The organism is Thermosipho japonicus (genome assembly GCF_014201655.1).
Taxonomy (GTDB): Bacteria; Thermotogota; Thermotogae; order Thermotogales; family Fervidobacteriaceae; genus Thermosipho; species Thermosipho japonicus.
Map to the genome: position 1 here is coordinate 165434 of NZ_JACHEX010000002.1, position 23591 is coordinate 189024.

Here is a 23591-nt window from a genome sequence, read left to right on the forward strand (position 1 = left end):
CCACGCTTTGTACTTTGTGTATTGGACAAAATTACTCTCCGTATTCTTCTGCCAAATATTTCTTAATTTGATCATCTGCCGTTTTAATTGCTGTTTCCATATCAACTTTTCCATTTACAAAATCTGAGAACATGTTTCCAACAACATTCCTAATTTCATACCATACTCCAATTTGTGGATCAAATATTGCATTGTTAATCTGAGAAAGTGGAATCTCTGCAAGAGGATCTGATTTTACATTTTCCTTCCAGATATTTGTTTCAAGAGCACTCTTTCTTACTGGAATATAACCAGTATTTACTGACCAGAATGCTGTAACATCTGGTGAAATAAGGTATTTCATAAATTCCCAAGCTGCCTTTTTCTCTTCATCAGTTGCATTTGCAAACATAATAACATCGGTTCCTGCAAATGGAACATTTCTTGTTTTCCAAACTGGTACCGGTGCCCAACCCCAGTTGAATTTACCCTTTACAGAGCTTTCAACATATTTTCTTCCTGCAATCGTATCAATGTACATAACAACCTTTTGTTGACCAAATGGATCATTCATGTATCCGCCTTGATAATATGCAATACCTTCATCAACTAATTTTCTAACAAAGCTTAAAACATCTCTTGTTTCTTGGCTATCTATATTTGATACCCATTTTCCATTTTCCATCTTTAAAACAGAACCGCCTCTAAGTGAAAGAAGAATTTGGAACAAGTCTGCAGTTGTTCTAAATCCAAATCCATATTGATCTGGTTTACCATCACCATCAACATCTTCTGTTAAAACCTTTGCAGCATAGTAAAGTTCGTTAATTGACTTTGGAACATCAACACCATAAAGTGTTAGAAGATCTGCATTGTAGTATAAAATATAAAGACTCTTGTTAAAAGGAACAGCATAAACATCATTACCCCACATACAGTTTTTTCTCAATGGTTCGTATACATCTTCCCATTCCTCTTTTGTAAGACCTATCTTTGGATCGTTTAAAAAGTCATTTAATTTTTGGACAACACCACTTTGAATTAATTTTGCAGTCCAATTTGAATAAGCTTGTGCAATTGTTGGAAGTTCTCCAGCTTGTGCACCAGCAAGAAGTTTTTGAGCTAAAGCACCGTAATTTCCAACGTAAATAGCTTCTACTTCAATATCAGGATGTGATTCATTAAATGAATTTACGATCTGCTCTAATGTTTTTCCATGATTTCCACCCATAGCATGCCAGAATACAACTTTAGTCTTTGCAAACGAGAAAACAACAATAAGTGACAACAAAATCACCAGTAGTTTTTTCATGAACTTTCCCCTCCTCCATAAGAATTTTCAAAAACAAACATACCTCTTAAACTTTTAACCTTTAATTACATTCTTCAAGCAACATTTATTATAACACTTTTCAACTTTTCTTTGCAAATAACTTCTACACTTGTATATTTTTAAAAATCATTCATAAAAGTGAACTAATTATTTCTCGGGCCTTTTTCATCAAATCTTTTAATTCGTTTGAAATATTTTTAACTTCTTCAAGTTTTTTCCATGCTTCTTCTTTATTTTCATTTTTAACTAATTCTAATATAACAGATGCTTCATTATGAAGTCTTACATGTAGTTCTCCAATTTTTCCCCAAACTTCTTGAACTTCCACTGGTGGTTTTAAAATATTATAAAACATTCCAAAAGCACATTTATTTGGATCAGTTTCTATATCATATTCACCTTCAGTAATTACTGATTCAAGTTTTTTAATCCAGTTACTATGATCTTCAATTGCTCTTTCAAGTCTTTCAATTATATCTTCTTTCGAATAGAAATTAAGTTTTAAAAATTCTTCAAAACTCTTAAAGAATCTATCGCTTAATCCTGAAACTTGTTCATCTATTTTTTTATTTTCCATTCCTAAATTTTCAAATGTCTTTTCTAAAGCACTCATAGCATTGAAAAACTCTGATACCAAACTCGTAATATTTTGGGAAATTGAAGTCATTTCTTCGGTGGCTGCATTTTGCTCTTGGGCACTAGCCGCAACATTCATAGCTATTTCATCTACATCCTTTGTTTTTTCTAAAACTTTTTCTATTTCTTCAATAGATTGATCTATCTTTTGAGTGGCTTCATTTACATTCTCGGAAATATCCAAAATATTCTTTGAAGTATTATTTATACCTTTAACAATTTCGGAAAGATTGTCTGAAATTCTTTCGGTTGCTTTCTTACTTTCTTCAGCAAGCTTTCTAATTTCATCTGCAACAACTGCAAATCCTTTTCCTGCTTCTCCGGCTCTAGCTGCTTCAATTGCTGCATTTAATGCAAGCAAGTTTGTTTGCTCGGCAATACTGGCAATTGTCTCAACAACCATATTTACAGTCCCAGCATTCTCATTAAGCACTTCCATATCATGTGATACTTTTTCCATCTCACTTCTAATTGATTCTATTGCTTCTCCAACATACCTAATTGTATTCTGACCATTTTGAGCCATATTTGACATTTCCGACGTTAAACTACTTAATTCTTGACTAATTTCCGCTAATTTTTGTCCAGTTGTAGCTATTTCTTCAATACCATAACTTGCATCTTTAACCGATGAGATAACATTTTCAGAGTTAGTCTTAATTGAATCTAACATTCCCAAAGATTCTTGAAATTCTCTATCAAAATTTCCTATTATTCTCTCAAAATTTCCTAAAGAAATTATTCCATTACCAAATGTGTCAGATATCACTAGCAAAGATTTACGCAACATATCAATAAATTCGTTAAAATATTTAGAAGTTTTACCAATTTCATCATTCGTAAAACTTGGAATTTTTTTAGTAAGATCCCCATTACTTTTTGCAAGTTGCTCTACACTTTCTAAAAGATACTTAACTGGCTTCAAAATTTGTTTGTGATAAAGAACCAATGTAACAATTATAACACCTATACCAAAAACAAGCGATAATAATTGTATGTTTTTCATCATAGAAACATTTTTCTCTGCATCTTTTTGCAATAAAGTTACAGCATTGTTCATTTCACTTAACAACGTAAGGTTGTTGTTAATTATATATTTTAAATCATCTTCTTTTCCAAGCTCCAAGAATTTTTCAATATGTTTCTTAAATGGTATCCAAATTTTTTTAACTTTCTCAAGTTGATCTTTGGCTTTACCCGATGCCGGTGGAAGCATTACCTTCACAGTACCCTTTAAATCGAAAGGAGCTTCTCCGCCATTTATTAAAGCACTTAAAGTAACATCAAAAATGTTTTTACACATCAGCAAATCATTCTTAACATTTTTATCTCCATAAATAGAAAATATAAGAATATCTTTAGACATTCTTTGAGTTAACATTCTTTGTCTTCCAGCAAGATTAATTACAACAGAATCAGACTTTTGATGATCCGTAATAAATAAGGTAGATATGTAAATAGTTATAATTAAAGCTGCAAAAATAATAAGTGGAATCAATAACTTCACCAAAAGTTTATTCTTCATAACATCGCCCCCTTTTATAAAAATATAATAAATTTTCTCTATTTATTTTAATTATACCATAATTAAGTCGGAATTAAAAAGTGAAACTTAATAATGAAACAATTTTCTGATATAATCTTTTTAAAAAGGAGCGTGAAATTTTGGAAAAACTAATTTCAAAAAAAATGAATCTAGAAAACTGGCAAGTTAAAAATGCAATATTACTTTTAAAAGAAAATACTATTCATTTTGTAGCAAGGTATAGAAAAGACCAAACCGGTGGATTAAACGAAGAACAATTAAGAGAAATACAAAACCTACTTCATTACTACGAAAAAGTAGAAAAAGAAAAAAAGAAAATCTTAAAAGCACTTGAAAAAGAAAATAAACTAACAATAGAGTTGAAAAAGAAAATAGAAAATTCGTACGATTTTGATGAGCTTGAACAGATATATTTACCGTACAAAAAGAAAAAGAAATCTAAGGCTGATATTGCAATTGAAAATGGCCTTTTAGAGCTTCACAATAAACTAATAAATAATCCTGAAAGCTTTGAAAAAGAAATTCCAAAATATTTTAGCAAAACCTTTGATACAAAAGATAAAGTAATAGAAGGTTTGAAAAATATTATTGCCCAAAATTTTTCTCATGATGAAAATATAAGAAAAAGACTGGAATTTTTTATGTTTGAATATGGTTATTTAAAATGTACTAAAAAAGTTGATTACAAAACAAAATATGACGTCTATGAAAATTTTTCTCAAAAAATTAAAAACCTAAAAGAATACAGTGTACTATCTATAAACAGAGGAGAAAAAGAAAATATTTTAAAAGTCCAAATTGCACTTGATGATAAATTCAAAAATGAAATATTCAATCTCACAAAGCTTGACCTTAAAAACGAAATTATATTAAAAGGGCTTGAGATGGGTTGGAAAAAATTATTTGATTCTATAAAAAAAAGAATTAGAAACCAACTTACCCAAAAGGCAGAAAATAGAGCCATTGCAATTTTCTCAAAAAACCTAAAACAACTATTACTCACACCACCATTAAAAGATAAAAGAATCCTTGCTATAGATCCAGGAAATAAAACTGGATGTAAAATTGCAGTTCTTGATGAAAATGGAAAATTCCTTGGAAAAGCAATTATTTTTCCAACTCCTCCACACAATGATATTGAAAATTCGGAAAAAATCGTTATAGAATTAATCAAGAAATTTAATTTAAACCTGATAGTTATAGGTAATGGCACGGCATCCAGAGAAACTCAGAAATTTATAGTAAATACAATCAAAAAATTCAATCTTGATATAAAGTACATCTTTGCAAATGAAGCTGGAGCTTCAGTATACTCTGTTTCAAAAATAGCTATTGAAGAATTCCCGGACCTTGACCCTACAATAAGAAGTGCAATAAGTATTGGTAGGCGCGTGCAAGACCCACTTTCAGAATTTGTAAAAATAGATCCAAAATCACTTGGTGTAGGACAATACCAGCACGATGTAAATCAAAAAAAATTGGAAGAAGAACTAAACAACGTTACAAAAGATGTCGTTAATATGGTAGGTGTTAATCTAAACACGGCCTCTGCCAAACTTCTTGAATATGTATCAGGAATTACACCTTCACTTGCCAAAAAAATAGTAAAATACAGGGAAAAACATGGTAAATTTATAGAAAGAAAGCAATTACTAAACATAGATGGTCTCGGAGAAAAAACATTTGAACAATGCGCTGGTTTTTTAAGAATAATTGATGGAAAAAATCCACTTGAAAAGAGCAGAATTCACCCTGAACAATATAAAATAGCAAATAAAATAATTAGTTTTAATTTAGACAACATTGACATCGAAAAACTTTCCAAAGAATTAAATGTTGGAATATTAACTTTAAAGGACATAATAAATGAGTTAAAAAATCCCGGGCTAGACCCAAGAGAATCTCTTCCTAAGCCAAAATTATTTGATGATATCTTGACCTTTGAAGATTTAAGAATTGGATTAAAGTTACAAGGAAAAGTTACAAATATAACAGACTTTGGAGCATTTATTGATATAGGACTCAAAGAATCCGCATTCTTATATAAAAAACTTATAACTAGAGAGCTAAATATTAATGATATTGTAGATATTGAAATAATCGATTTAGATCAACAATTAAGGCATATAAAAGTTAAATTAATATGATATAATCAAATACAGAGGAGGTGACAGTATGGAATTAAAAGTTTTAACTTTTGTTTTAGGAGATGAAGAATTTGCTATTGATATTATGAAAGTAGATAGGGTAAAAGAATATGAAAAAACCACTAAACTGCCAAATTCCAAAGATTATGTTGAAGGAATCATCAATCTCATGGGTGAAGTTATCCCCATTATTAACCTTCGTAAAAAGTTCATGTTAGAAGATTTCCAAGATAAGGAAAAATCAAAAATAATAGTTATTAGATTTGAAGAAAATGGTAAAAAGATGGGTTTTCTAGTTGACGATGTAAAAGAAGTTATTACATTAAGCGGCGATCAAATAGATCAAACGCCAGAATACAGCGGAGTATCTGCTGAATTCTTGCTTGGAATTGCTAAACTTGAAAATAGGATGATTTTAATTTTAGATGTTGAAAAAGTACTGAAAAAAGAAGAAAAACTTGCCATTGAAAATATGATCAAATAAAATACAATGATGGTGGATTGACCCTTATACTAACTTTCGCTGGAAATTTAACCAATATATCGTTTAAAGTTTGATTTACCTTTAGCACTTTATTTGTTTTGATTATATAATGATGTAAATATAAATTTCTTATTTTTGGAATAAAAAATTCAGTTGGTCCAAGGATTTGTATATTGTGTTTTTTTAGCTCTTCAACCATTTTCTCTGCATTTTTAAATCCACTTTCCTTTTCATTAGAATAAACAACAACTTGAATAATATCAACAAATGGAGGGTAATTGAGAGCCCTCCTCTGTTTTAATTCATAGTCATAATAACCTTCAACGTCTTGTTTAACGGCATATTCTAGTACCAAACTTTCAGGATCATATGTCTGAATTAACGCTTTACCTTTTTCCTTTCTTCCTGAACGACCAACAACTTGTACAATAAGCCTAAACAAATTAAGAGCGGAATTATAATCTGGCAAGCTTTGAATCGCATCAATATCAATTACTCCAATTAAATTAACAGTAGGAACATCCAAACCTTTTGTTATCATCTTTGTTCCTACTAAAATATTAAGTTCTCCATTGTATAGACCCTTCAAAATTTTTTGAAATAATCTATAATCTTGAATAACTTCAGTATCAACTCGCGAAATATTTCTTGCAGGAAAAAGATTTTGAATTTCCTTTTCTATTCTTTCAGTTCCGGCGCCCTTTTCTAAAAGCATTATTGAACCACATACTGGGCAAGTCGATATAACTTCTGTTTCATAACCACATATATGACATTTCAACTTTTCATTAGATTTATGATAAGTCAAGGCAACTTCACAACTTGGACACTTTACTACGTGACCACAATTTGTACACATAATAAGTGAGTAACCCTTTCTCCTTACAAATAACATTACACTCTTTGAATTATCTAATTCGTTTTTTATTTCATCTACAAGTTTTTTAGAAAGATGATATGTTACTTTTTCCTCTTTCTTCATATTTATAATTTCAACATCAGGAAGATGTGCTCCATATCTCTTTGTTAACTTACAAATTTTCATATTATTCTCTTTTGCCTTTAAATAATGATCAAGCCTTGGTGTTGCACTTCCAAAAATAACTGGACCAGGGAACTTATCGGCAAGATAATTTATATCGTACACTACTTCACCATCTTGATAATAACTTTCATCATGCGCTTCATCGACGATTATTAATTCATAATTATGAGGTATAAAAAATGCACTTCTTGTACCAACCAAAACATCAATTTGTCCTTTTATGGCCTTTAGCCAAACATCCACCTTTTGACTTTTTGTTAAATAGCTATGATAAACTTCTACTTTCAAATCTGAGAATCTAGAATAAATTCTAGAAAGTGTTTGTTCTATTAGTGATACTTCTGGAACAAGATATAAAACTTTTGTATTTAGCCTTTCTATAACTGAAAGATATACTTCTGTTTTACCACTACCTGTAACACCATGTAACAATACTTTGGACTTACTCTTAACAACCTCTTCAACAGCTTTCTCTTGTTCCTCATTAAGAACAACTTTTTTAATCTTTTCTGGAATATTCTCATATATTTCAATTAATTTTTTCCTTTTAAGTTGCAAAATTACATCTTTATTAATATCTAAAAGCTCTTTTAATTCTTTATAAGAAACGATTTTATTTAAGAAAAGATAGTCAATTACTTTTTTCTGCTTCTCTGTCAATCTTTTAGTGCTAACCTCTTTTAAATCTGCTTTTAACTCCAAATAAATTTCTTTTCTTGGGGTGGGAACTTTCAATTTAAAATCCTTAAACACAGATATTGTTCCATCTTTTAAAAATTGTTGTAATTTTCTTTCACCAAATTTATTTATAAATTCATTCAACGTAAACTCTTCAAAACCATAAAGAGGATTATTAAATTTTACCTTTTCAACAAAGTAATTTTCTATTCCTTTTGGAAAACATAAATCAAAAAGCTTTCCAACAGGCGTGTTATAATAAAGCGCTGCATCTTTCAAAGCATCAACTAACCAGCTTCTTAAAAAACTCTTCCCATCTAGCTTTGATTGAAAAACTAATGTATCTTTATCTTTATTGAAACTGTTATTAACTTCCTCCAAAACATATCCTATTGTTTTTTTCCCTTTAAACTTTACTATAATTCTTTCTCCTTTTTCCAATGGTATGTTTGATTGACAGTAAAAAGTTTTCTTTAAAGAGGAATTTGACAAAGCTACTTGATATAACAGAAAAATCACCTCATTATTTTTTGATTCTATGTTTATTTTATCATACAAAAAAAGTGGCTTCTTTAAAAAATGGAAGCCACTTTTTTATCAGAAATTATATCACTTTTGATTGTCTTTAAACACCCTATAATCAACAGGCACATAATTTACAGAAGGTCTTCTCTTTCCTGATTGTTTATAAAGGCTCATAAGCAAATAAATCTCATTTGGCATATTCGTAGAAACCTTTAATCCAAGTTCTCTAGCTTTTTCCACTGTAATTGGATAATCATGTGTCCAATAACCGCTTACAAGTTTATCAGCTAACTCTTCAGCATTTTCTTCATATTTTTCTTTTAAAAGATTAGTTGCGTATTCTTTCATTTGCTTCATTGCTTTTTCTGCTACATCTGCTAAAATTAACGTTTGATCATCTATTTCGTTTATATCTTTCTTCTCAACAACAGACAAAATAGAAGCAGCCGGGTATTGTCCAAGCTGTGGATCAATTGGTCCAAGAACTGCATTTTCATCCATTACAATTTCATCAGCCGCCAAAGCTATTAAAGTCCCACCAGACATGGCATAATGTGGAACAAATACAGTTACTTTCCCTTTATGCTTTTTCAAAGCATTTGCAATTTGCTCAGCAGCTAATACTAGACCACCTGGAGTATGAATGATTAAATCTATTGGCATATCATTTGGAGTCATCTTAATAGCCCTTATCAATTCTTCGGAATCTTCTATATCTATATACCTTCGAATAGGAAGACCAAAGAAATTGATAGACTCTTCCCTATGTATCAATGTTATAACTCTACTTCCTCTTTTTTTCTCAATAGCTCTTATTAACCCATCTCTTGAAGAATGCAAAGACAAACTTTTAAATAATGGTGCAAAACTTGAAATAATCAATACCATCCAAAAAATTTGAAAAATAATAGTAAATAAATCACCCATTTTTCACACCTCTTTCAATAATTGTTCTATTCAATTATATCAAAAAAAGCAAGGCATGACGCCTTGCTTTTTATTACTTTTTCGATAAATTATCTAATTGGTTTATCTTTTGTTGCTTCTTCAAGTGCAAGAAGTCTTTCCCATCTACTTGTTACATATTCTTGCAATTCATTAATTATTTCATCTGCATCCGGTCTCTTCAAGAGAGGTCTAAATCTTCCTTGTTTTTCGATAAATTCTCTAACAGGTTTTAATTCTTTTACTTTCTTTGTTACTCTATATACTCCTCTTTCTACTTCATACAATGGCCAATAACCAGTTTCTACTGCAAGTTTTGAAATCTCAACTGCTTTATCATCATTAACTCTCCAGAATCTTACACATGGAGACATTGCAGCTATAAAGGATGGGCCATCAAAGTTTAATGCTTTTTCGATTTTTTTGAAGAAATCCATTGGTTCAGAAGTAGATACTGTTGCAACGTATACATTTTCGTGAGCAGCCATAATTTCTACAATGTTCTTTTTAAGTTGAATTTTACCAGATAATTTTTTACCTACTGGTTGTGTTGTTGTTTGAGAGCCTGGAGGTGTAGCACCTGATCTCTGATTTCCAGTATTCATATAACCCTCATTATCGTATACTATATAAATAAATTTGTGTCCTCTCTCAACTGCACCAGAAAGTGATTGAAGACCGATATCGTATGTTCCTCCATCTCCACCAAATGCAAAGAATGCATATTTTTTGTTTGGATCAACAAGTCTTCCTTTTTTCAAAAGGGCCCTATATGCAGTTTCTACACCACTAACTGTTGCTGCGGCATTTTCAAATGCATTGTGAATATATGGAACATTCCATGCTGTATATGGGTAGATTGTAGTTGAAACTTCCATACATCCTGTTGCAAATCCAACAACTGGGGTATAACCAAGTGCTTCTGCTGTCATAAGGGCAAATTTCGCCACATTTGGAGCAGCACAACCTGGACAAAGTCTGTGACCGGATGTTATACCAGGGTGTTTATCTGCAAACATTGTTGCAAGTTGCATTATATTTAAAGCCATCAATTACACCTCCTTATTCCCTGAGTCCTAGGTATCTTTCTTCATCAGCTATTAAGTTACCACTAAATGCATCTTCAAATGCTTTTCTAATATGTTCGATCTTAATATCTCTTCCACCGAGTCCATAGACATAACTTCCAATTTGTGGCCTTACAGCTACTTCATAAAGTGCACTCTTTACAGCCTCATATAGAGGTGCTTCTGCACCAAAGGATGCTGCTCTATCTAATACAATAACGCCTTTTCTACCATTTAGCAATTCCTGCAATTCATTCTTTGGAAATGGTCTAAAGATTTGTGGCTTTACCACTCCTACTTTGTGTCCTTCTTCTCTTAAAAGATCAACAGTATATTTAATCGTTCCTGCCGTTGAACCAAGTGCAATCATTATATACTCTGCATCATCAATTTTATATTTATCAAGAAGATCATATTTTCTTCCTGAAATCTTTGCAAATTCTTCTGCAACTTCTTTAAATACTTTTTCAACATGTTTCATTGCTTCAATTTGTTGCCTTTTGTGTTCAAAATAGTAGTCGTATAGATCTAGTGGACCGTGTGTTACTGGATGCTCTGTATCAAGAAGTGGATACATAACTTTTGGCTCGCCAACAAATTTTTTTGCAACCTCATCATCTAAAAAGTCTACTACCTCAACACCATGTGAAATTATAAAACCGTCAAAATTTACCATAACTGGCAATCTAACATCTTCATGCTCAGCAATTCTTATTGCCATTAATGTAAGATCATATGCCTCTTGGGCATTTTCTGCCCAAAGTTGAATCCATCCAGAATCCCTTTCTGCCATAGCATCACTGTGGTCACAGTGAATGTTTATTGGTCCAGAAAGAGCCCTATTTGCAACAGCCATAACAATTGGAAGTCTTGAAGATGCTGCTATGTATACAATTTCATGCATCAATGCAAGACCGTTTGCTGCTGTTGCTGTCATTGCACGAGCACCAGCTGCTGCTGCACCAACAACAGCACTCATTGCACTGTGTTCACTTTCAACTGGGATCATTTCAGTTTCTACAACACCATCTGCAACATATTGCGCAAAATATTCGACGACAGGTGTTTGAGGAGTAATTGGGTAAGCTGCAACAACATCAGGATTTATTTGACGCATAGCATTTGCAACTGCTTGCGCGCCAGTAACTGCTTGTCTATTTTTTACTTCTGGCATTTCAGGCACCTCCTTAGTCTTGGAATTCCGTTTCAGGTTTCATAACAATTGCTCTTTTTTCTTCAGGAAGGTTATCATTTGTTTTTGGACATACATTTGCACAAAGTCCGCAACCTTTACAGTAATAATAATTGTATCCTTTCATTTTTGGCTTTCCATCTACAACTTCAATTACAATTGCTTGATCTGGACAGTAAAGCCAACACATCATACAGTGAATACAATTTTCTGGTTGGTGAACCGGTCTAATAACTCTCCATGTACCTGTTTGATATTCTTTTGCAGTAGCAGGTTTATCTATAACTCCACCAATTGGAATATCTTTCCATCCTTTGAGTTCAGCCATTGCATTTCACCTCCTCAAATCCACGGCGAAGAGCTCTAACATTTGCTTCTACAATTTCTTCAGGGAATTTTTTACCAAATGCTTTTCTAATTCTTTGCTCAACACTTTCGAGTGTTATTATTCCTGTAACTTTTGCAATAGCACCTAACATAACAGTATTTGGAATACCTCTTTTAATTTCTTCAAGTGCAATATCTGTTGCAGCAATTGTACAAACTTTTCCTTTTGCTCCAAGTTTTTGTCTAACTGTTTCAATATCTTTAACGGTATTTACAATAAATACTGTGTTTTCATCTGTTCCTTCGGTAAGCATTGGTTGTCCAAGCATGGTATCATCAATTATAACTACAACATCTGGATTTTCAACTGAACTGTGGACCAAAATTGGTTCATCGGCAACACGATTAAAAGCCTTCATTGGCGCTCCCGTTCTTTCTGCACCATATTCTGGGAAAGATTGAACGTATTTTCCCATTTCAAGAGCTGCCTCTGCAAGCATCTGGGAGGCACTCTTTGCACCTTGCCCTGCTCTTGCATGCCATCTAATCTCAAAATATTTTGCGGGCACTGTTATCTCCCTCCTTACAAAAAAGATTTTTAAACACTAAAACCAGTATAGTTTGTATCTAAATATCAATAATGTGAAAGTATTCCCATGTCTATTTTACCACCTAAAAGAATATTCTACAAACGTAAAAAAGTTTCAAATGTGTTTTTGTTCTGTTAACAACTAAAGCATAATTAATTTTACTTTTCTGTTTTCAAATACATTGTATAATCAATATCAGAGAAAATATCATCTGTCCATTCATAATATGAAAGTTTTTTTGTATCTACTTTCCCGCTATTAACCATGTCATATAACTCCAAAAAGCGCTTTATATGAGTTTTAGTCCTATTAACAGCATATTCTACACTTGTTCTAGTTGTCATTATAAACGCCCAATCACTTGATTGAGCAAGCAATAATTCCCTGGCCATTTGATTTAAGGCTCTTCTTATTTCAGGTTTAATTTCATACCTGTTAGGATACTTTTGTGCAAGTTCAGTCATTTTTTCTACCATTTCATGAAGGTGTGGATAAATCCAATCGTTAGTTCCATTTAACCACACTTCATTGTATCCATTTGCTCCCCATGTAGAGGTAGCAGGAGTTGCAATCTGTACTTTTTCTACTATGTCTACAACATCAGAAGCCTTTAATGTTCTTACCAAAGAACTTTTTGAAGCCTGTCGCATAAATTCTTCAAGGAAGATTGGGCCTTCATACCACCAATGGCCAAAAAGTTCTGCATCAAAAGGAGCAACTATAACTGGTTCAATTCCATTAAACAAGCTAATCAATTTTTTAGATTGTTGCTCTTTTTTTCTTAAAAAATCCATGGCATGCTCTTTAGCTGCCTGAATTGCTTCATCTATATCGTAAAAATCCTTTTGATTTTGAGGAGTTTGTTTGCTGGTTATTTTATGATACTTAATTCCCGTATTCATCCTAACTCCACTTGGATCAATATATGGTTTTATATATTCAAATTCTCTATCAAAGCCTATATCTCTATAAAATTCTCTGTACCGTCCATCACCAGGATAACCTATTTCAGCACTCCAAACTTGTTCACTACTTTCTGGATCTCTAGCAAATACAAAGACATTATTTGGAGTAATTATAGGTCTGTAAACACCATATTTTGGCCTTTCATCAGCATACCAAAAACCGTGAGAATCCACAAAGAAATATTCTATTCCATATTCACTAAGATACTTATCAAGTCCAGAAAAATAAGCAGATTCTGCAAGCCATATTCCTCTAGGTTTTCTCCCCATATGTTTCTCATACGTTTTAATTCCTTGTTCAATCTGAGCTCTAATTGCTTGAGGGTACATTTCCATTAATGGCAGAAAACCATGTGTTGCATTACAAGTTATTATATCCAATCTATCTTTTTCCATGTATTCTTTAAATCCGTTCAATATATTCCCACTGTATACATCTTTAAATATATACAATATTTCTTTTAAATCCTCATAATAATACTTTGCCATTTTATGTTTTTTTGGATTTTCATTTTTTGTTCTTTCTATTTCTTTTCCAGCAAGTTCTATTAACTTTGTCATCCTATTTATGTACTTTTCTTGTAAAGATTTATTTGCTAGCATTTCCATCAAAGGGGGAGTAATTGACATTGTTAGATTAAATTTTATTCCTTCTTTTTCAAGTCGCTTAAACATTCTAAGTAGTGGAACATACGTCTCCGTTATAGCTTCAAACAGCCAATTTTCTTCAAGAAAAAATTTATACTCTGGATGATGAACATATGGCAAATGTGCATGTAAAACAAACACTACATTTCCCTTTGGCATAATCACATCCCCCTTCCGCTTCTGAGCCTGCTAAAGAGCTGCCAAATAGATTCTTCCTTGGACAAAGGGTTGTTGTTAAAAATAGATCCTGGAATGGTTTCAACTTCTTTTACTAAAACACCTTCTGAAGGAGTAACTATTTTTCTCTTTTTCCTTATATCCAGCCATCTTTCACGGGTACTTTGACTTGGAGAATTTGGAGGAGTTTTACAAAGATTGGAACGTATAATTGGGTGAAATTCTCCATCGGGGGATACATATCCTAACTCTGCAAGATAATCTGCATTCGGCATAGGAACATTAACATAGTAATTTTTCATTGTTCTTAAATCAACCGAAATTTCAAAGGTTCGATGTGCATTATTACCATTGAAATCTATGAAAGTTACATCATATATTCTTAATACGGTTCTAAAACCATTTGGAAGATTCATTAAAGATTCACTAGTTTTCTTAGAAAGGTCCCAATAAACATGTAACCAATTTGGATTTACTGGTAAAACAACAAGCTTGTTTTTATTGTAACTTTCTGGAAGTTTAATATCCTCTTCTCTCTTAATTTCTTGATCTTCTTTAACATCATTTGCAGAATTTGCCGAACTAGGTCTCTGAATTTTCTGAAGTTCTTGCATTTGATTAATGTAGCCTTCTATGAGTTTAATTACTTCTCTTTTTTTCATCATCCTTTTTACCTTTAAACCCAAAATTCTTGCCTGAGATTTTAACTCCTGAATGGTCGGATTTGAATCTAACCATTTTTTTAACTTTTCTATATTTCCATCAACCATCTTACTCCCCCCTTTTACTAAGAATTTTGTAAACTTTTAGTAAATATTTTTTCAATAAAAATTATAACATTATAAAAGAATGTTGTAAACTGTTGTATGGAGGAGTAAAAACGTTATATTTTAGAATATGTTATGATAATATCGTATAAATATGCTAAAAAAGCTTATTTTTAATATTATCAATTAATTTTCTTGCAGTCGGAGTAGCAGCAATTCCACCCTCACCAGTCTCACGTAAAGATTCAGGAAGACTTTTTCCAACTTTATACATTGCATCAATAACTTCGTCCAATGGAATTACACTTTTTATTCCTGACATAGCAAGTTCTGCAGAGGAAATTGCCAAATTAACTATATTTCCATTTCTTTTTACACATGGAACTTCTACAAATCCACCTACTGGATCACAAACAAGTCCCATAAGTGATTTAAGAGCAAGTGCTGCTGCATTACCTGCAACATCAGCAGATTTTATAAAAAAATATGAAAGCCCTGCAGCCGCCATTGCAGCAGCAGCACCAATTTCTGCTTGACAGCCTCCTGCCGCACCGGAAAGTGTTGCTTTTTTTGCAATAACGTTTCCTACACCACCTGAAACTATAAATGAATTTAAAAGTTCTTCAAAGCTTGGATTAAACAATTTATACAAGGAATAATATACTCCTGGAATAATTCCCGAGGAACCCGCTGTAGGACACGCAGCTATTCTTCCCATTGAAGCGTTACTTTCTGCAATTGAAAGCGCTGTTGTAGTAGCAATATAATTAAACTCGCCCATTAATTTTGGAGAATAATTACTAAATTTAAATGCATTTTCCCCGGTAAGACCCGTTAAAGTTTTTTGTTTTTTACCATACTGTTTTTCTGATTCTTCCAAAATTACTTTTAAAATATCCCCTAGCATATTCCTAAGATTTACTGGATCTTCACCATTCTCAAGCATTTCAAGCGTTAATATAACCTCATGAAGCTCCATATTTTTTGACATTTCACTTATTTCTTTCCAGGTCATTAATAGTCCCTCCCAATAAAATAGCATTCATAAACGTATGGAATTTTTTTAATTTCTTCTAGATTATCAACAGGTTCATCAAGTTCTACAATTGTTAGCGCTCTCTCAAGCAAGGCATTTATCCTTCTTAAATATAGATTTGCCACATTAACATTTATCGCATCAAGAATTTTCTCAAGTGCCTTTGGAATATCTTTGTTAACAATAACAAGTGTATCGTAATCCCATGACAAATCACAGGGGACAGAATCTATATTTGTAATTTTTATATCTCCACCACCTATTGATGAACCCTCTATTTCATGAACAATACCTTCAACTTCGAACTTTATTCTCACAGTATTTGGATGTACTTCTCCCAAATCTTGAATTTCAAAAGAATACTCAAGACCTCTTTCTTTTGCAACTTCAAATGCATCTTTTATTCTTGGATCGTCCTGTTTGAATCCCATTATTCCAGCAAGAAGGGCCCTATCCGTTCCATGACCCTTGTATGTTTTTGAAAAAGAACCATGAAGTAAAAATGTAACTTTATCAGGAGTCTTCCCAACTAATTTATAAGCAAATCTTGAAATTTTTAATGCACCCAAAGTATGAGAACTTGATGGCCCTACCATCACTGGACCAAGGATTTTTAACAGGCTCATATCCATCACCTCACTTTTCATATCTTGATTTTATCATTTTATATGATAAAATTAAATATGTAATTGGGAGGTCGTCTAATGACAGGACTGCGGACTCTGGATCCGCCAGTGGTGGTTCGAATCCACCCCTCCCAGCCAGAAATTGCCCCTATTAAGGGGCAATTTTTTCTAGTATTTCAACAAGTTTAATATCAAATTTTCCATTTTCACTGTCTTGCCTTAAAATTTTCAATACTTTTTCTTTTGGCCATGGTTCTTTATAAGGCCTTTTTGCAGTTAAAGCATCGTAGACATCAGCAATGGCAATTATTCTTCCAAAAAGACTTATTTCACCATTTTTTTTCCCAAAAGGATAACCAGATCCATCAAGCCTTTCATGGTGCTCTAAAGCTCCGGAAATAATGTCATAAGTTGTATGCTTTATTTTTTCTAAAATTTCTGCACCCATAATAGTATGTGATTGAATAATTTTGTATTCTTCATCTGTTAATTTCCCCTTTTTTAACAACAAGCTGTCTGGAATTCCAATTTTTCCTACATCATGTAAAATTGCAGAATATTCCAATTGTTCAAGAGTATGTTCAGAAAAACCAAGCTCTTCTCCTATTAACCTTGAGATATACGCTACATTTTTAGAATGCATATGTGTATATTTATCTCTTTTATCTATCATTGTAGAAAACGCAAGAATTATGTTTTTAAACAGTTTACTAAATCTTTCATGTTCCCATGTGCTTAACAACTTCTTTCCAATTAACTTTGCAAATAATTCAACTATCTTTGCATCTCTCTCATTAAAACCTCCTTCTTTATTCAAAACCTCAATTACTCCAACTTTTTCTTGATCTGAATATATTGGTGCACCTACAATATTTTTAGTTTTAAACTTTGAAACCTTATCAACTTTCTTAAAGTGTGGAGCCTTAGAAAGATCGTTAAAGACCATAGCCTTTCCGCTTTTAAATATTGTTCCAGCAATTGACTCCATTGGGACTGGTATACTTTCTATCTTCCCACTCGCCTTTCCAACAGTAACAAGAAATTGCAAGTGATCATCTTTTAAAAGTAACACAGAAGCAGCTTCTGCATCTAAAATATTGCATATACTTTCCTGAATATTTTTTAGCAAAGTAGAAAGTCGCAATGAACTATTAAGTTTTGCAGCCATAAATGAAACTTTCTCAACATCATTCAATATTTTTAGGCTTTTTTTCTTTGCATGCCTTACAAGCATTTTCAAAATCGAATAGTTAATATCTTTCTCTAAAAGATAAAAATCAACGCCATCTATATTAACCTTTATCTTACTTTTTTTTCCAATTATTTCCTTATCAATTATGTACCCAGATACCCAATAAGGTGCATACAATCTATCACCTCCAAAGATCCACACCAATAATTACATTTTCATTCCACTTTTCCCCATCCCATATAAATATCACTCCTGCTGAGAATGATTCTCCAGCTAAAGGATAAATAATTTTCAAATAAGATGTTGTGTCTAAACTGAACAAACTCCCTTCAAATGGTGTTTTATCAAAGTAATATCCAGCTATAGACAAACCACTAAAAGTTCCAATTTGAGGAATTGATATCTCAATTTGTCCTTCAAGAGTAGGGCTTGAAAAATTGGTTAAGGTTCCATATAGATATAATTTACCCTTAGCAAAACTTGTATCAAAGTCAAAGCCAGAAAGATATCCTGATGAACCTTCACTATCCATAGCCGGTAATTTATTTGCACTCTTTAAATAAGAGTAGTTATTATTAAAATAGAAAGGTACAAATCCATCTAGGTAATAATATATACCAGCAGTTAAATTGACAAACGAAAAATTGCCATAAAAGCCTGCAAAACTACCCAAAGAATAGTCATTTAAACCATTTTCCATAGACAATTCTATTCCAAAATCAAAGTTCTTAAAAATTTCCTTTTTCAAAAACAGTGAATATGCAGATTCAATCGGCGTTGCAGAAATATCTTCTAGGAAAGCTGAACTTGCCTGCGTATCAATAGTAATACCTACACCAATTCTTGATTTTCCAATAAATGGTAAATCAAATTTTACGCTAGCCTCAGCTAAGAAAATAGAATCAGATGTTAAAAATTCAATTGGATAAATCTTTGAAAGCTCATATGGTAGTCGAGCATACAATAAAAATTTATCACTATCATATTTAATATCAAAACTCTTTGAAAATGGGTTGTAATAATTTCTAGTTGTAAATCCAAGTCCAAGCGATTTTGGAAGCATATTACCGTATCTAAAATCTATATTAAAAATTTTAAAAGCCAAAGAGTTTAATGTAAGTCCATTGATTATATTTGTACTTGGATCATCTGAAGGAAGTCCATAATACAAATTACCTGAAACATCAGTAGAATACGCAGTAAATCCAAGTCCAACTCTTACTAAACCAAAATCAAACTCAGGAGCTATTGAATAAACCATATAATAATCATTACCTTTTCTAACAGGTCCAACAGAAACTGGAGGAATGCTCGGTTGTATAGAGGTTGTTTTCTCTTTTTCCTTAACTTCTGCTTTTTGAGTTGTTGGCTTTTCGGGCATAACTTTAACAAATTCCTCTTCTGGTATATCTATCTTTTTAGGTTTTTCAAACGATTCTAAAGCGTATCCTTCTGTAATCGGTAAAACCTTTCCATCTGAAAAATAAGCAAATACTCTTCCTTCGTACGTTAATATCTTTCCATTTTCAAAAACAGCAAATCTTGTTCCTCTAACACCCGCAGTGACACTCTTAGTTTTTATTCTAAACTTTGAAAACTTATTTAAAAGCTTTTGAACTATATTATAACTTTTTCCTTTTTTTAGGTTCATTACTATGTTAACTACACCTTTGTCGTATCTAATTCTTTCAAATAATACCTGAGAATTTTCTAGTATTTTTGATACACTACCATCTTCAAACTCTACTTCAACAAAGGAATTTTCCATTGTTAATATTTCGTCTCCTTCTTCAATTACAGTCTCAGATGTTATCGGATTCCAAAGGTCTCCCTTCTTAACTGCAGCGTGCCCAGAAAAACTTTTGACCTTTGCAAACGATTTATTTTTCACCTCTTCGCTACTTTTAACAAAGTATATAGTTATCGATGTTGACTCATCCGACGTTTTAAAGGTAATAGTATCACTTGCTTCAACTAAAGGAGCAATGTAATAAACATAAGACTCTCCAACAATTCCATCAAATACTATATCGGCCGGTTCAAAACCACCAAGATTAAAATCAACATATACTGTTTTATCAGAAATCACCTTTAATCCCAACGGACTTCCTACTTCTACAACTGTTGCATCAGGTATAACTGTAAGACTTGCAAAAATTGAAATTGAAAATAAAACTATAAGGAGAAAAAGTATTTTTTTCATAATAACACCTCCAAAAAAATTATGGTCGATATAATTGAAAGCGCCCAGGAAATTACTTGATAACTTTTTAAAAAGTAAAGTGAAAAAAACCCTGTCAATAAAGTATATACTGAATAGACTATGGGACCAAAAATATAAAAAACAGGGCAAAGTCCTCTAACAATGTAACCTACAATATCACGCTTATATTCTCTAACATTATTTTTGAGAATAAAAGTGTAAATCCCAAGAAAATAGGCATTAAAAATAGCAGAAATTAAAATTACAGCAAGTTTATCAGGAATATAAAAAAAGGTTTGAGTTGAAAAAATAGAAGCTAGAAAAAGTGTAAAAATATGCATCAATTGATCTATCAAATAGTACTTTGGACTCTTAAAAAATGGTTTATTATTATTTTTGTATTTAAAAAAGTCAATAAAAAAATGAGCAAGTGTTACAAAAGAAATTATGTATAGAGAATTAACACTAAAGTCTTTTCCTGCAAAAAAAGCAACCTGACTAAAGAAAATTAAAATAATGTGCATCAAAAGAACTTTTAAATTTTTTTGCTTTCTAGATGCGATAAATTTATTTTGAAGTACATAGTCTCCTACAAGATGTCCAAGAAATAAATGTATAAACCTATCCATTCTTTTTCATCCCCTCAATGAGCTTTTCATCATATTTCCCTTGCAAAGCATCAATTGGAGTTTTGTTTTCAACAACTTCCAAAACTATTCCAATAATTTGGGCTAAAAGGGGAACGTCTTTAACTTTTAATGGGCCACTTCCATCCTTCTTTTCATGATGATACAAAACTGCTTTTAATATTTGATCAGGAATATCTTCTATCTTACTTAATATTTCATACCCGTATTCCACATGTTTATTTAAAATTTCTAAATCTTCTTTACTAAGCTCCTTTTTAGAAAATACATAATCAGGTATACCTATTTTCCCTAAATCATAAATCTTACTTGCAATCTTTAATATATCTTTTGGAATATTAAATTTTTCACCGAGGTTTATGATCTTATTTTCTATCTCTTTCTGCAATTTTTCATCTACGTTTATTTTCTTAGTGAGTGCTTTTGATAAAGCCTCTAAAGTACTATATAAAAGTTCAGAAACTCTCATTTTTAATATAAAACCTTCTAGTATTGAAGTTATAGCATCAGAAATCGCAAGAAAATTTATAATAAACTCAGAATTTAAATTTCCTTTTAAAATAACAGTTCCAAGGCTACCGGCAGTTTTACTATATATTGGAAAGTAAAATGTATTATTACTAAATTCAATTTCAAAATTATTTTCATCATATAATACATCATCAAGATCCCATGCTTTTTTCATAGCATTTAGAACATCATTTAAATTGTTGGAATTTATTATTTTCGAAATTATATTTTCTGAAAATTTTGGATCAAAAATTTCAAAAAAATTTGCAAGAAAATAAAGCGTTTCAGAATCAGGAAGAACATCATATATTTCTATAGTATGATTTTTTATGTCAAGTTTTAAAATAACTTTTTTGCCTGCTTTTCCAAAATTGTCTATAACTAAGTTTTTAAATTCAAACATTCTTCTCACCCTTTAATTCATATAATTTTAACGGCATACTTTTTCCTTTAACACGATATTCTCCAAGAAAAATAAATTCAAATTTTTCTTTTGCAAGTTTATAAACACTTTCAGAAACAATTATATTTGCTGGCAGTTCGCGCGTTAAGTGTTCTATCCTTGAGCAAGTATTAACAGTATCTCCTATGCTCGTATAATCCATTCTAAAAGGTGCTCCAATGTTACCTACAATTGCTGGGCCGAAATGAATTCCTATACCGCTATCCAAATCTATATTATTCTCACTGTTAAATTTTCTTAATTCTTGTCGCATCTCAAGTGCACATTTTAAAGCCCTTTCAATATCATCCTCAAAACTAATTGGTGCACCAAAAACAGCCATTATGGCATCTCCAACAAATTTATCAATTGTCCCGTTGTATTTATTTTTTATTATGTCACTCATTCTGGTTAAATAACTATTTAACAACTCAACTAATTCTTTTGCATCAAGTTTCTCAGAAAGGCTTGTAAAGCCCTTTATATCTGAAAAAAGTACAACAATATTTCTTGTCTCTCCACCAAGTGTTAACTTTCCACTTTTTATCAAATAATCAGCTACATTATCTGGAACATATCTATATAGATATTCTTTGATTTTCTTTTTTTCTTTATTCTCTTGAATAAGATTCTTTGAAATGTTTGTAGTACTTAAAATAATACAGGAAACTACCGGAAAAAAGCTATCTAAATATATCTGATTTAAGAATAACATATATGAAACAAGGAAAATTAATGGTACAGAAAGAAGAGCCAAAATGTTTATTTTTATATTTTTTGATCTTGAAAACAAAAGAACATAAATAATTGCTAATGTAGTAAATAATAACCTTAACCAAGTTGATGCTCTAATTAAAGTGTCACCTAATAGCATATTTTGAATAGCAGTTGCATGAATATAAACTCCAGGCGTATTATTTGAAAATGGAGTTATTCTAAGGTCATACAATCCTTTGGCAGTTGCAGTATAACCAATAATCACAATTTTATTTTTAAAAATATCTTTATTAAAATTCCCAGTTTCAATATCATAAAAAGAAATTTCTTTAAATATATTATTTCCATAATAAAAAATCTTAAAAAGACCATTTGAATCAAAAGGAATTTTTAAATCTTTTATTTCAACTATTCTTTTGTCAAAATCAACTATTAAATTTGTCAAATCTGCATTTTTAAACATTGCAACTGCCAAAACATCCATATGAGGTAAAAATCCTGAAGAAATTCCCATTTCATTGGCCCATAACTCCTTAAAAAACAAAGGTAAACTTCTTACTACTCCATCTACATCTATTTCACCGATTTCATATGTTGCAGAAGGAACAAGTGATGAAAACTTCAATATAGGAGGGCGAACTTTGTAAATTTCAATAGGTTGTATGAAATCTAGGCTTTTAAAATTTTTCATTTTGTAGGTATAATTTAGGTAAGTAATATTGTTTTCAAGTTTTTCTTTGATCTTTTCATTGTACTTTTGATATGTATCTTTTTCATTTATCAGATAGGTACCTAAAATCACATTTTTGTATTTTGAAATAATACTTGCAAAATAATTATCATACATTGGATTTGTTTCATCTTCTTCTGTAAAAGACACATCAAATACAATAACTTTTGCCCCAGCATTAAATAAATTCTTAACAACCTTTCCATAGTGATGTCTAGACCACGGCCATACATCCTTTTCTGCTTCAAGAGAAGTTAAAGAATACTCATCAATCCCAACAACTACAATGTCAGGAGATATATTAACTGAACCCCTTATTCGATAAAACAGATCCATAATTTTTAATTCAAAAAAATCTATAAATGGTACTTGAAACAACAAGAATAAACCATAAACAATAATAAAAATCACTGACAAATAATATAATATTTTCATAC

Annotated in this window: 19 protein-coding genes and 1 tRNA gene; 3 read left to right on the top strand and 17 right to left on the bottom strand. The window is 31.4% G+C overall.

Annotated features, from left to right (window positions below; translation table 11 throughout):
• Positions 1–31: 31 nt before the first annotated feature.
• Positions 32–1291, bottom strand: a complete 1260-nt coding sequence (locus HNP65_RS04745) for an ABC transporter substrate-binding protein (protein ID WP_184619175.1) — start codon at positions 1289–1291, stop codon at positions 32–34.
• A 151-nt stretch (positions 1292–1442) separates the two neighbouring features.
• The gene (locus HNP65_RS04750) at positions 1443–3473 is read right to left on the bottom strand and encodes a methyl-accepting chemotaxis protein (RefSeq protein WP_184619176.1); all 2031 of its coding nucleotides are present in this window, start codon (positions 3471–3473) and stop codon (positions 1443–1445) included.
• Between the two features lie 140 nt (positions 3474–3613).
• Between HNP65_RS04750 and HNP65_RS04755 the strand changes: the two genes are divergently transcribed.
• Both HNP65_RS04755 and HNP65_RS04760 read left to right on the top strand, forming a co-directional pair.
• On the top strand, positions 3614–5641 hold the full coding sequence (locus HNP65_RS04755) for a helix-hairpin-helix domain-containing protein (protein ID WP_184619177.1): 2028 nt from the start codon (positions 3614–3616) through the stop codon (positions 5639–5641).
• Between the two features lie 28 nt (positions 5642–5669).
• Positions 5670–6125, top strand: a complete 456-nt coding sequence (locus tag HNP65_RS04760) for a chemotaxis protein CheW (RefSeq protein ID WP_126992759.1) — start codon at positions 5670–5672, stop codon at positions 6123–6125.
• Here HNP65_RS04760 and priA read toward each other — a convergent pair.
• The 10 genes from priA to sdaAB all read right to left on the bottom strand — a co-directional run bounded on the left by priA (position 6118) and on the right by sdaAB (position 16713).
• Positions 6118–8406, bottom strand: a complete 2289-nt coding sequence (gene priA, locus HNP65_RS04765) for a replication restart helicase PriA (protein WP_246348191.1) — start codon at positions 8404–8406, stop codon at positions 6118–6120. The two genes, HNP65_RS04760 and priA, sit on opposite strands and share 8 nt — an antisense overlap.
• Before the next feature lie 51 nt (positions 8407–8457).
• A complete protein-coding gene (locus HNP65_RS04770; protein WP_184619178.1) occupies positions 8458–9300 on the bottom strand; it encodes an SDH family Clp fold serine proteinase in 843 nt (280 codons plus the stop codon).
• 89 nt (positions 9301–9389) lie between these two features.
• Positions 9390–10367, bottom strand: a complete 978-nt coding sequence (locus tag HNP65_RS04775; protein ID WP_184619179.1) for a thiamine pyrophosphate-dependent enzyme — start codon at positions 10365–10367, stop codon at positions 9390–9392.
• Between the two features lie 13 nt (positions 10368–10380).
• Complete coding sequence (gene porA, locus HNP65_RS04780) at positions 10381–11559, bottom strand: pyruvate synthase subunit PorA (protein ID WP_184619180.1); 1179 nt, start codon at positions 11557–11559, stop codon at positions 10381–10383.
• A 13-nt stretch (positions 11560–11572) separates the two neighbouring features.
• A complete protein-coding gene (locus HNP65_RS04785; RefSeq protein ID WP_004100655.1) occupies positions 11573–11905 on the bottom strand; it encodes a 4Fe-4S binding protein in 333 nt (110 codons plus the stop codon).
• Complete coding sequence (locus tag HNP65_RS04790) at positions 11898–12473, bottom strand: 2-oxoacid:acceptor oxidoreductase family protein (RefSeq protein WP_184619181.1); 576 nt, start codon at positions 12471–12473, stop codon at positions 11898–11900. The genes HNP65_RS04785 and HNP65_RS04790 overlap by 8 nt, the downstream gene beginning before the upstream one ends.
• Positions 12474–12652: 179 nt before the next feature.
• Positions 12653–14266: a glycoside hydrolase family 57 protein gene (locus tag HNP65_RS04795; RefSeq protein ID WP_184619182.1), complete on the bottom strand. Its 1614-nt coding sequence runs from the start codon at positions 14264–14266 to the stop codon at positions 12653–12655.
• Between the two features lie 2 nt (positions 14267–14268).
• Positions 14269–15054, bottom strand: a complete 786-nt coding sequence (locus tag HNP65_RS04800; RefSeq protein WP_184619183.1) for a DUF4912 domain-containing protein — start codon at positions 15052–15054, stop codon at positions 14269–14271.
• A gap of 154 nt (positions 15055–15208) precedes the next feature.
• On the bottom strand, positions 15209–16066 hold the full coding sequence (gene sdaAA / locus HNP65_RS04805; protein WP_184619184.1) for an L-serine ammonia-lyase, iron-sulfur-dependent, subunit alpha: 858 nt from the start codon (positions 16064–16066) through the stop codon (positions 15209–15211).
• A complete protein-coding gene (gene sdaAB / locus HNP65_RS04810; protein WP_184619185.1) occupies positions 16066–16713 on the bottom strand; it encodes an L-serine ammonia-lyase, iron-sulfur-dependent subunit beta in 648 nt (215 codons plus the stop codon). Before sdaAB ends, sdaAA begins: the two co-directional genes overlap by 1 nt.
• 64 nt (positions 16714–16777) lie before the next feature.
• Between sdaAB and HNP65_RS04815 the strand changes: the two genes are divergently transcribed.
• A tRNA-Gln gene (locus tag HNP65_RS04815) sits at positions 16778–16851 on the top strand.
• Positions 16852–16864: 13 nt separating this feature from the next.
• On the opposite strand, the gene HNP65_RS04820 is transcribed toward HNP65_RS04815, so the two are convergent.
• From HNP65_RS04820 to HNP65_RS04840, 5 genes are read right to left on the bottom strand one after another with little or no spacing between them, the layout of a single operon-like run.
• Positions 16865–18082, bottom strand: a complete 1218-nt coding sequence (locus HNP65_RS04820; protein ID WP_184619186.1) for an HD domain-containing phosphohydrolase — start codon at positions 18080–18082, stop codon at positions 16865–16867.
• Positions 18083–18086: 4 nt separating this feature from the next.
• Complete coding sequence (locus HNP65_RS04825) at positions 18087–20108, bottom strand: FecR family protein (protein ID WP_184619187.1); 2022 nt, start codon at positions 20106–20108, stop codon at positions 18087–18089.
• Positions 20105–20737, bottom strand: coding sequence for a DUF3307 domain-containing protein (locus HNP65_RS04830; protein ID WP_184619188.1), 633 nt, complete (start codon positions 20735–20737; stop codon positions 20105–20107). The genes HNP65_RS04825 and HNP65_RS04830 overlap by 4 nt, the downstream gene beginning before the upstream one ends.
• Positions 20730–21668 carry an HD-GYP domain-containing protein gene (locus HNP65_RS04835; protein ID WP_184619189.1) on the bottom strand — a complete coding sequence of 313 codons (939 nt, stop codon included), beginning with the start codon at positions 21666–21668 and terminating at the stop codon, positions 20730–20732. The genes HNP65_RS04830 and HNP65_RS04835 overlap by 8 nt, the downstream gene beginning before the upstream one ends.
• Complete coding sequence (locus HNP65_RS04840; RefSeq protein ID WP_184619190.1) at positions 21661–23589, bottom strand: CHASE2 domain-containing protein; 1929 nt, start codon at positions 23587–23589, stop codon at positions 21661–21663. The genes HNP65_RS04835 and HNP65_RS04840 overlap by 8 nt, the downstream gene beginning before the upstream one ends.
• Positions 23590–23591: the final 2 nt, after the last annotated feature.